Genomic DNA, 6,579 nt, shown 5'->3' with positions numbered 1-6,579 from the left:
ATTCGGTGAGCTCGTAGACCTGAACCGACGCGGGTGGCGGGAGCTGGCGCCGCACGAGGATGCCCGCTTTTTCCAGCCCCTCGAGCCGCTGGGTGAGCACGTAGGCGCTGATTCCGGGCAGGTCGGCGCGCAAGTCACGAAAGCGTTTCGGACCGAGCATAAGCTCGCGCATCACGAGCAGCGCCCAGCGCTCGCCGACCAGATCGAGCGCATGGGCGGTGCCGCAGGCATCGTCGTAGCGCCGCCGCGACGAGCCGTGCTGCGAGTCGGTTATTTTTTGTAACGTCCTAGTTGCTTTTTCTAACCTAATGGCGCATCAGCGTCAAATCCGATTCGCAAAGCCGGGCGGGATTCGAGGAGAGGAAGATGAGCGACACCGCGACATTGCCGCCCCGGGAAGCCCTCAAGCCCGCGCGCGAGATGGCTGAGGCGCACCCGACCCGCTGGCCGGGCGAAAGCGCCGACTATCGCGTCGCGCGGACCGCCCTGCTCGCCGAGGAAATCGAGCTGCGCCGGCAGATCCAGCGCGTCGCGGAGCACCGCCGCGCGCTGCCGCCCGGTCCGGTCGCGAAAGGCTATCGCTTCCTCGACGAGCAGGGGAACGAGATCGGCCTGATCGACCTGTTCGGCCGGCACGATACGCTCTTCACCTACTCCTGGATGTTCGGACCCGAGCGCACGCGGCCCTGCCCGATGTGCACCTCGTTCGTCGGCTCGCTCGACATTCCGGCGCCGGACATCGCGCAGCGCCTCGCGCTCGCCATCGTCGGCCGCTCACCGGTCGCGCGCCAGCTCGCCTTCGCCCGCGAGCGCGGCTGGCGAAACCTCAAATTCTACCAGATCGTCGGCGACGATTTCGTCCGCGACTATGTCGGTGGCGAGGACATGGCCGCCGTGCTGATCTGGCGCCGCGACGGCGATCAGGTCCGCCTGTTCTGGGCGGCGGAGGGCAGCGCCGAGACGACCGATCCCGGTTTCGACCCGCACCTCGCTCCCGATCCGACGCCGCTCTGGGCCATTCTCGACTGGACGCCCGATGGGCGCGACGCGGAATGGTATCCGAAGCTGAACTATCCCGCCTGACTCGGGCAATCGCCAACTGGAGAATGAGATGTCCAAGCTGATTTTCGTGAACTTGCCCGTCGCCGATCTCGCCAGGGCCAAGGCGTTCTACGAGGCGATCGGGGCGGTGAACAATCCGCAGTTCACCGACGAGACCGCCGCCTGCATGGTCTTTTCCGAGACCATCCACGTGATGCTGCTCACCCATGCCAAGTTTCAGGAATTCACCCCCAAAAGGGTCGCCGACGCGCATGCGACGAGCGAGGTCCTGATCGCGATCTCGGAGGACAGTCGCGAAGGCGTCGACGCGATTACGGAGAAGGCGCTCGCCGCCGGGGGCCGTGAGGCGCGCGAGAAGCAGGATTACGGCTTCATGTATTCGCGCAGCTTCGAGGATCCGGACGGCCATATCTGGGAGCCGATGTGGATGGACCTCGCCGCCGCCACCGAGGCGATGGCCGCGCCGGCCGAACCCGCCAACGCTTGATGGCCGCTTTCTCAAAGGGAGGATGAAGATGACCGAGATTGCCAGCGCAACCCCCACCCTGACCCCGCACATCGTCTGCGCCGGGGCCGCCGACGCGATCGCATTCTACAAAGAGGCGTTCGGCGCCGAGGAGATGATCCGCATCCCCGGCGAGGACGGCAAGATCATGCACGCCGCGATCAGCATCGACGGCGCGATGTTGATGCTGGTCGACGAGAACAAGGACTGGGGCATCCAGTCGCCGCTTTCGCTCGGCGGTTCGCCGGTGACGCTGCACCTCAACGTGCCGAACGCCGACGCCGCGATCGAGCGCGCCGCCGCCGCCGGCGCCACCGTCACCATGCCCGCGCACGATGCCTTCTGGGGCGACCGCTACGGCCAGGTGAAAGATCCGTTCGGCCACAGCTGGTCGATCGCCCATCCATTGCGCGATACGGTGATGAGCGAGGACGAGCTGCGCGCCGCCGCGCAGGCGGCGATGTGCGGCGAGCCCCAGCCGAGCGCGGCCTGAACCCTTATGAGCAAGCCCGTCATCACCGCCTTCGACTGGGTGCCCTGGTTCGCCAAGGGGCTGGTGCGCGACCTGCGCGTGCGCTGGGCGCTGGAGGAGGTCGGGCAGGGATACGACGTCCGCTACCTGCCCCAGGGCACGCAAAAGAGGCCGGCTCACCGCGCGCTCCAGCCTTTCGGCCAGGTCCCGACCTACGAGGAGGAGGGGCTGGCGCTCTTCGAGTCCGGCGCGATCGTGCTTTACATCGCGGAGACCCACGGCGGCCTGCTGCCCGCCGACCGCGGCGGCCGCGCTCGCGCGATCGAATGGATGTTCGCGGCGCTCAACACGGTCGAGCCGCCGATCATGGATTATGCCATCGCGACCCTGTTCGAGGCGGATCAGCCCTGGTCGAAGCCGCGCCTGCCCGCGATCGTCGCCCGGATTTCGGAGCGGCTCGACGAATTGTCGCGGCGGCTCGGCGAAAACCAATGGCTCGACGGCAGCTTTTCGGCCGGCGACCTGTTGATGATCGCGGTGCTGCGCCAGCTGAAGGGCACGCCGATGGCCGCCATGCACGACAATCTCGCCGCCTATGCGGCGCGCGGCGAGGCGCGGCCGGCCTTCCAGCGGGCGCTCGCCGCGCAGCTGGCGGGCTTCACCGCGAAGCCGCCGCCCGAATATGCCTTTTTGGATCAACCCCCGGCAAAGCAAGGAGAATTAGCATGACCTACATCGAAGGATTCGTCGCCGCGGTGCCCGAAGCCAACCGGGAGGTCTACCGCAAGCATGCCGCCGACGCGGCGCCGCTGTTCAAGGAATTCGGCGTCGTCCGGATGGTCGAGAATTGGGGCGACGACGTGCCCAAGGGGAAGGTCACCGACTTTCAGGGCGCGGTGCAGGCGAAGGAGGACGAGGTCGTCGTCTTCTCGTGGTTCGAATATCCCGACAAGGCGACCCGCGACGCCGCCAATGAGAAGATGATGAACGATCCGCGCATGAAGGCGATGGGCGAGACCATGCCCTTCGACGGCAAGCGCATGATCTACGGCGGCTTCGAGGCGTTCGTCGACGAGAAAGCGGACGGCACCACCGGCTATGTCGACGGCTATCTGCTGCCCGTCCCCGAAGACAAGAAGGATGCCTACCGGGCGATGGCCCAGAAGGCCGCGGGCAAGTTCCGCGAATATGGCGCGCTTCGCATTGTCGAGGCCTGGGGCGACGACGTGCCCGAGGGCAAGGTCACCGACTATCAGCGGGCGGTGAAGGCCAAGGAGGGCGAGAACATCGTCTATTCCTATGTCGAGTGGCCCGACAAGGCGACCCGCGACAAGGGCTGGGAGCGGATGATGTCCGATCCCGACATGCAGCCCGACGGCGAGATGCCGTTCGACGGCCAGCGCATGTTCTGGGGCGGCTTCAAGCCCATCATCGACACCGCCGCCGAAGCGCCGGCGGAGCGCGAGACGGCCTGACCGGTCGCGCTATCATCGAGGAGAAAGAGCATGAGCGACAAGCTGACCACCTGCCTCTGGTTCGACCATGGCAAGGCCCGCGAGGCGGCGGAATTCTATGCCGCGACCTTCCCCGACAGCCATCTCGGCCCGGTCCATAAGGCCGCCGCCGACTATCCCGGCGGCGAGGAGGGCAAGGAGCTCACCGTCGAGTTCACCGTCCTCGGTCGACCTTTCGTCGGCCTCAACGGCGGCCCAACCTTCACCCCCAACGAGGCGGTGAGCTTCATGGTCATCACCGAGGACCAGGAGGAGACCGACCGCTACTGGAACGCGATCGTCGACAATGGCGGGCAGGAGAGCGCCTGCGGCTGGTGCAAGGATCGCTGGGGCTTCTCCTGGCAGATCACCCCGCGCGTCCTGCTCGAGGCGACCACCGACCCCGACCGGGCGGCGGCCAAGCGGGCGTTCGAGGCGATGCTGACGATGCAGAAGATCGATATCGCGACGATCGAGGCCGCCCGCGCCGGCGAGCCGGTCAATGCGTAAGCTGACCGGCGCCGTCTTCCAGTCGCTCGACGGCGTCATGCAGGCGCCGGGCGGGCCGGACGAGGATCGGAGCAGTGGGTTTCGCTTCGGCGGCTGGTCATTCCACTTCTGGGACGACAGCCTGGAGCAACCCTTCGGCAAGGTGATCGACGCCGAGTACGATTTGCTGCTCGGCAAGCGGACCTACGACATCTTCGCCGGCTATTGGCCGCACCACCAGGACATTCCGATCGGCGCCAGATTTCAGCGCATCAACAAATATGTCCTGACCCATTCGGAGGAGCCGCTGGACTGGGACCACAGCCACCGGCTCTCCGGCGACACGGCCGAGGCGGTAGCGGAGCTCAAGCACGGCGAGGGACGCGACCTGCTCATCCAGGGCAGCAGCACGCTCTATGGGCCGCTGCTCGCCGCGGGCCTGATCGATCGGCTGGTGCTGATGACCTTCCCGGTCCTGCTCGGCCAGGGCAAAAGCATCTTTGACGCGCTGGAAGCGTCCGGGGCGCTCAGGCTGGTCGAGCATTCCGTGTCCGACAAAGGCGTCGTCTTCGCCAGCTACGAACCAGCCGGCGAGGTGCCAACCGGCTCGTTCGCGGAGGAGCCAGGCGGGCCCTAGGCCGGACTCGCCAGCTTGGCCCAGCGGCCGTGGCTCGCTACGCCTCGGTCATGAGCCTCGAATCCGTGCGTGCCTGGCTGGCCGAAAACGCTCCCGACCTTCCGCTGATCGAAGTGGCGGAGAGCACCGCGACCGTCGCCACCGCCGCCGCCGCGCTCGGCGTTGAGCCGGGGCGGATCGCCAAGACGCTCGCGGTGAGGGTCGGCGATGACATCTTCCTGCTCGTGGCGCGTGGCGATGCCCGGCTCGACAATGCCAAGACCAAGGCGGCGTTCGGCGGACGGCCGCGGATGCTGGGGGCCGATGAAACGTTCGCGCTGACCGGCCACCCGGTCGGCGGGGTCTGTCCGTTCGGCCTCGCCCGGCCGCTCCCCGTCTGTTGCGACATCTCGCTGCGGAACTACGCGACGGTCTTTCCGGCCGCCGGCTCGCTCAACACCTCGGTCGAGGTGTCGCCGGAGCGGCTGTTCGCGCTGGTCGGCACGCGCTGGGTCGATCTCTGCCGCCTGCCGGAGTGACGTTCAGCAGATCTCCGTAAGCCCCGTCGCCCCCTCCAGCTCGCTGCCGCGCAGAGTGTCACCGGCGCAGGGGCGGAATGGATAATGCGGCGGCTGCAGCTCGGCGCGGCGGAGGATCGCGCCTTCGAAGGGCTGCGGGAATAGAGCGGCGAAGACCGTCCGGCGGAGTGCGGGCGATTGGTAGAAGGGGAAGCCCGCCTCCTGCCGGCCGGCCATCGGGAAGCCCGCGCCTGTCGCGGCCGGCGGCTCGCGCCAAGCGCGCGCCCGGGGGAAGGGCATCGAGCGGCCCGACCACAATTGACTGCCGTCCAGCGAGCGGACGCTGTCGAGCAGCAACGAGTAGCGCGGCTGGGCGCCCAGCCGGAGCGCGGCGCCGTCGCCGCCGAAGCGCGCCGCCACCTGCCGCACCCCTACCTGATCGAGCAAGGCGAGCCGCGCCAGCGTCAGCGCATGATCGAGCGGCGCGAATTGGGCGGGATCGAGCCGGTCGCGGGTGCGCGGCGCATTGTCGCATTCGGCGTCCTCGCCCGAAGCCAGGGGTGCGCGCAGGCCGAGATCGGCGTCGATCCAATCGATCACGCAGCGGAAGGCGAGCTGCCCGTTCTGTGCCTCGCTGAAAGTCGCGTTCAAGGTGGCTGCGGTGACCGGCACCGGATTCAGCACCTCGTCGAGCAGGTCGCGGAAGGCGCGGTCGCTCAGGCCCACAAGCCCGACCGCGAAATCCTCGACGATGCCGGAAATGTAATTGTCGACCTGGAGCAGGCGGAAATAGGCGCTGGTCGGCCGCGCTCCGCCGGCGGAGAGCAAGGCGGCGCGGCGAAGGCTTAGGTCCGAGCGCATCGCCCTGAGGCGCGCGCAGGTCGCGTCGCCCGCCGCCGCCGGCGCGCCTTGCAGCACCGGCGCGTAGCAGGCGAGCCAGCGCCGATAGGGCGCGCTCGCCCCCTCGCGCTCGGCGAAGCCCGGCCGGCTCGCGCCGCCGTCGCGGACCGCCGCCTGGCCGAATTCGAGCGAGGCTTCGATATAGCGCTCGGCGGCGAGCTCGAGATCGGCGACCCAGGTTTCGGTGAAGACGGTCAGTGCGCGCGCCTGCTGCCAGGCCTCGACCGCGCTTGTGTAGGTGCGGTAGGCGGCCTCGACCTCGCTCCGCGCCGAGCTATTGAGGCGGGCATGGCCCTCGCTCCGCCGGTCGAAGACATAGGTCTCGGAGCGCGCCAGCGCGTGGCGTTGCTCTACCGCGCGCGCCGCCGCCTCCGCCGCCTCGAGGGGGGCGCGCTCCGCCGCCTCCTGCGCGGGGTCGCGGGCGCGCGCGGCGCGGGCGATGTCGAGCATGGTTAGCAGGGTGGTCACCGGCGCCGCCGGCCCCCCCCCCCGCAACCCCATCGCCCCCCCCCGCCCCAAGCCAA

The 6,579-nt window shown here is 68.5% G+C and carries 10 protein-coding genes; 8 read left to right on the top strand and 2 right to left on the bottom strand.

Annotated elements, in window-relative coordinates; genetic code table 11:
• Positions 1–202: winged helix-turn-helix transcriptional regulator (locus tag ACT4N8_RS08810; protein ID WP_444857761.1), on the bottom strand; the 202-nt coding region annotated here is incomplete at its 3' end.
• A gap of 164 nt (positions 203–366) precedes the next feature.
• Here ACT4N8_RS08810 and ACT4N8_RS08805 point away from each other — a divergent pair.
• From ACT4N8_RS08805 to ACT4N8_RS08770, 8 genes are read left to right on the top strand one after another with little or no spacing between them, the layout of a single operon-like run.
• Positions 367–1,083: a DUF899 family protein gene (locus ACT4N8_RS08805; RefSeq protein ID WP_444857760.1), complete on the top strand. Its 717-nt coding sequence runs from the start codon at positions 367–369 to the stop codon at positions 1,081–1,083.
• Positions 1,084–1,111: 28 nt separating this feature from the next.
• Positions 1,112–1,549, top strand: a complete 438-nt coding sequence (locus ACT4N8_RS08800; RefSeq protein WP_444857759.1) for a VOC family protein — start codon at positions 1,112–1,114, stop codon at positions 1,547–1,549.
• Positions 1,550–1,577: 28 nt separating this feature from the next.
• Positions 1,578–2,060, top strand: coding sequence for a VOC family protein (locus tag ACT4N8_RS08795; protein WP_444857758.1), 483 nt, complete (start codon positions 1,578–1,580; stop codon positions 2,058–2,060).
• A gap of 6 nt (positions 2,061–2,066) precedes the next feature.
• On the top strand, positions 2,067–2,768 hold the full coding sequence (locus ACT4N8_RS08790) for a glutathione S-transferase family protein (RefSeq protein ID WP_444857757.1): 702 nt from the start codon (positions 2,067–2,069) through the stop codon (positions 2,766–2,768).
• The gene (locus tag ACT4N8_RS08785) at positions 2,765–3,514 is read left to right on the top strand and encodes a DUF1428 domain-containing protein (RefSeq protein ID WP_444857756.1); all 750 of its coding nucleotides are present in this window, start codon (positions 2,765–2,767) and stop codon (positions 3,512–3,514) included. The genes ACT4N8_RS08790 and ACT4N8_RS08785 overlap by 4 nt, the downstream gene beginning before the upstream one ends.
• A gap of 30 nt (positions 3,515–3,544) precedes the next feature.
• Positions 3,545–4,042: a VOC family protein gene (locus ACT4N8_RS08780; RefSeq protein ID WP_444857755.1), complete on the top strand. Its 498-nt coding sequence runs from the start codon at positions 3,545–3,547 to the stop codon at positions 4,040–4,042.
• A complete protein-coding gene (locus tag ACT4N8_RS08775) occupies positions 4,035–4,658 on the top strand; it encodes a dihydrofolate reductase family protein (protein WP_444857754.1) in 624 nt (207 codons plus the stop codon). The genes ACT4N8_RS08780 and ACT4N8_RS08775 overlap by 8 nt, the downstream gene beginning before the upstream one ends.
• Before the next feature lie 50 nt (positions 4,659–4,708).
• Entirely contained in the window at positions 4,709–5,176 is a 468-nt protein-coding gene (locus tag ACT4N8_RS08770; protein WP_444857753.1) for a YbaK/EbsC family protein, read from the top strand.
• A 3-nt stretch (positions 5,177–5,179) separates the two neighbouring features.
• On the opposite strand, the gene ACT4N8_RS08765 is transcribed toward ACT4N8_RS08770, so the two are convergent.
• Positions 5,180–6,579: hypothetical protein (locus tag ACT4N8_RS08765; RefSeq protein ID WP_444857752.1), on the bottom strand; the 1,400-nt coding region annotated here is incomplete at its 5' end.

This window comes from Sphingosinicella sp. (assembly GCF_052387495.1).
Taxonomy (GTDB): domain Bacteria; phylum Pseudomonadota; class Alphaproteobacteria; order Sphingomonadales; family Sphingomonadaceae; genus Allosphingosinicella.
The sequence above is the reverse complement of the archived record's forward strand: the minus strand, read 5'-3'. Positions and strand labels throughout refer to the sequence as shown.